This window comes from Mesorhizobium sp. M1A.F.Ca.IN.020.06.1.1 (assembly GCF_004023265.1).
Taxonomy (GTDB): Bacteria; Pseudomonadota; Alphaproteobacteria; order Rhizobiales; family Rhizobiaceae; genus Mesorhizobium.
Window position 1 is genome coordinate 1 of the sequence record NZ_RZSR01000837.1, and the last position, 2,681, is coordinate 2,681.

3 protein-coding genes and 1 pseudogene are annotated in these 2,681 nt (G+C 64.0%); all 4 read left to right on the forward strand.

Annotation, left to right across the window (positions count from 1 at the left end):
- Positions 1–299: pseudogene (locus EOA60_RS27745) on the forward strand (ABC transporter substrate-binding protein); the annotation flags it as partial.
- A gap of 107 nt (positions 300–406) precedes the next feature.
- Complete coding sequence (locus EOA60_RS27750; RefSeq protein WP_095799109.1) at positions 407–1,288, forward strand: branched-chain amino acid ABC transporter permease; 882 nt, start codon at positions 407–409, stop codon at positions 1,286–1,288.
- A complete protein-coding gene (locus EOA60_RS27755) occupies positions 1,285–2,247 on the forward strand; it encodes a branched-chain amino acid ABC transporter permease (protein WP_095825558.1) in 963 nt (320 codons plus the stop codon). Before EOA60_RS27750 ends, EOA60_RS27755 begins: the two co-directional genes overlap by 4 nt.
- On the forward strand, positions 2,244–2,681 hold a 438-nt coding region (locus EOA60_RS27760; protein ID WP_128312227.1), incomplete at its 3' end, for an ATP-binding cassette domain-containing protein. The genes EOA60_RS27755 and EOA60_RS27760, both read left to right, overlap by 4 nt.

Sequence of the window (2,681 nt, forward strand, 5' to 3'; positions counted from 1 at the left end):
CCCACATGTTCGGCTGCTGGGAGACGCTCTATGTCATCAAGAAGGCGATGGAGGATGCCGGCTATAAGGGGCCGGAAGACCGCGCCAAGCTGGTCGAGGCAACCGAAGCGCTGAAGGAATTCGCCGAAGGGCCGGAGCATCCGCAGGGTCCGAAAACCTTTAACGGCAAGATCCACCAATGCTTCGGCATCCAGAACATCTCCAAGGTCGAAGGCGGCAAGCTGAAGGTCGTCCACAAGACCAAGATCGAGGACGGCCTCTACGAGCCGGAAGGGGATTACACGACGCAAGCGCTGTGAGCTTCGACGTTTCACCGAGCGTGAGCGCCAAGCCACCCCCCTCTGTCCTGCCGGACAGTCCGGCAGGGCAGTGGGGGGTGCCTCGCGCATCCGCCGGTATCTAGCCCATGCACTTCGGACCCCACCTCCTGCTCGCCGCCCTGGAAGGCCTCGTCACGTCCGCCGTGCTGGCGCTGACGGCGCTTGGCCTGTCGCTGGTGTTCGGCGTCATGCGCATCGTCAATGTCGCGCATGGCGAGTTCTTCATGCTGGGCGCCGTGCTTGCCTGGGCGATCTCGACGGCGATTTCCGGCCATCCCGCTATCGGCTTCGTCGCCGCGCTGGTGATCGCGCCGTTGCTGGTCGGGCTGGTCGCGTTTCTTGCCGAATGGCTGGTGCTGCGCCGGCTGAACTACAATCCCGAAGGCACCATCGTCGCCACCATCGGCATGCTCTATATCATCCAGCAACTGGCGCTGACCTTCTACGGCCCGGAAGCGCGCCCGGTCGAGCCACCCTTCAATTACCGCATCCTGCTGCCGTGGTTCGGCTATTCAGGCTACAAGCTTTCGGTCATTGCCGCCTCCGCGGTTCTGCTGGTGATCACCTGGCTGGTGCTGACACGGACGAAAATCGGCCTGATCATGCGCGCCACCCAGTATGACCGCGAGACGGCGCAGGCCTTCGGCATCCCGGTCGAGCGCGTCTATGCCGGCGTGTTCGCCATCGGCGCCATGCTGGCGGCAATCGCGGCGGTGCTGATCGTGCCGATCAGCCAGGCGCATTACCTGATGGGGCAGGACCCGCTGCTGTTGTCCTTCATCGTCGTCATCATCGGCGGCCTCGGCTCATTGCGTGGCACGGTGGTCGCCGCCATCCTGATCGGCCTCTCCGACGGCATCGTCTCGGTGTTCTTCTCGCCGACCTTGGCCAAGATCATCGCCACGCTGGTGGTCGCCATGGTGCTGGTGTTCCGGCCGCAAGGCCTGTTCGGGACGGCGGCGCGATGAAGGATGCTTCCCCCGCGAAGACCTACGCGCTGCATATCGGCGTCATCGCGCTCCTGTTCGCGCTGAATTTCGTCCTGCCCGATTATCATCAGGGCCTGTTCGCGCGCATCATGGCGCTTGCCGTCTTCGCCATGGGCTACAACCTGCTCTTCGGCTATGTCGGCCTGCTCAGCCTCGGTCACGCCATGTTCTTCTCGGCCGGCCTCTATGGTGCCGGGCTGGCTGTCTATCAATTGGGCTGGGGCGTGCCGGAAGCCTTCGTCGCCGGGGTTGCCTGCGGCGCCATGCTTGCCTTGGTCATCGGCCTGCTCGCGCTGCGCACATCGGGTGTGGCCTTCATGATCGTCACCATGATGTTCGCGCAGGTCTTCTATCTGCTCATCCTTTATTTCGCCGCCTGGACCGGCGGCGACCAGGGCCTTGTCATCCAGCAGCCGTCGAGAATAATCGCGATCGGCGGCGCATCGCTCGACCTGACCAATCCGACTGTGCGCTACATGAGCGCTCTGGCGCTGTTCTCGGTCGTGCTGCTCATCACGCTTGTTATCGTTCGCTCCCGCTTCGGCCGCGTGCTGGTCGCCATTCGCGAGAATGAGGAGCGCACGAAGATGCTGGGCTACGACACCGTCGCCAACAAGCTCGTCGCCGTCATTGCCTCAGGCGCCATCTGCGCCGCGTCCGGTGCGGCTTATGCGCTGCTGTTCGGCTATATTGGATCGAGCTTCGCGTCGGTGCAGTATTCGATCCTGCCACTGCTCTGGGTGCTGCTCGGCGGCGCCGCGACCATTCTCGGGCCGCTCATCGGCACGCTGTTCATGTATTATGTCACCGACATCACCAGCGGCTTCACCTCCGCCTATCTTTTGATCGTCGGCGTGGCGCTGATCCTGCTGGTGCTCTTCTTTCCGAAGGGCGTTCTGGGCAGCGTCCGCCAGCGCTGGCTCGGATGGTTGCCGTGATGCCGCTGCTCACCACCAAGGGTCTTTTGCGCCGTTTCGGGGGCTTGCGCGCCGTCGACGGCGTCGATTTCGCGCTGATGCCGGGCGAAATCCGCGCCATCATCGGCCCCAATGGCGCCGGTAAGACAACTTTCGTCAGTCTGCTCAGCGGCCGCATCCAACCCTCCTCCGGCATGATCGTCTTCGACGGCGCCGACATCACGACCATGCCGGCTTACAAAAGGGTTCGCCTCGGCGTTGCCTACACCTTCCAGATCACCAGCGTCTTCGCCAATCTCACGGCCTACGACAATGTCGCGTTGCCGGTGCAGCGCACGCTGACCGACGGCCGCTCGAAGGGGCAGGTGAGGAGCGGCGTCATGGCGGCGCTGGAACGCACCGGCCTCGCCGACCGCGCCGGCACCCCGGCCGGCCAGCTTTCCTACGGCCACCAG

Bases quoted from the DNA above. Each gene is read 5' to 3' on its own strand.
- EOA60_RS27750 (WP_095799109.1), top strand. From the start codon at position 407: ATGCACTTCGGACCCCACCTCCTGCTCGCCGCCCTGGAAGGCCTCGTC.
- EOA60_RS27755 (WP_095825558.1), top strand. From the start codon at position 1,285: ATGAAGGATGCTTCCCCCGCGAAGACCTACGCGCTGCATATCGGCGTC.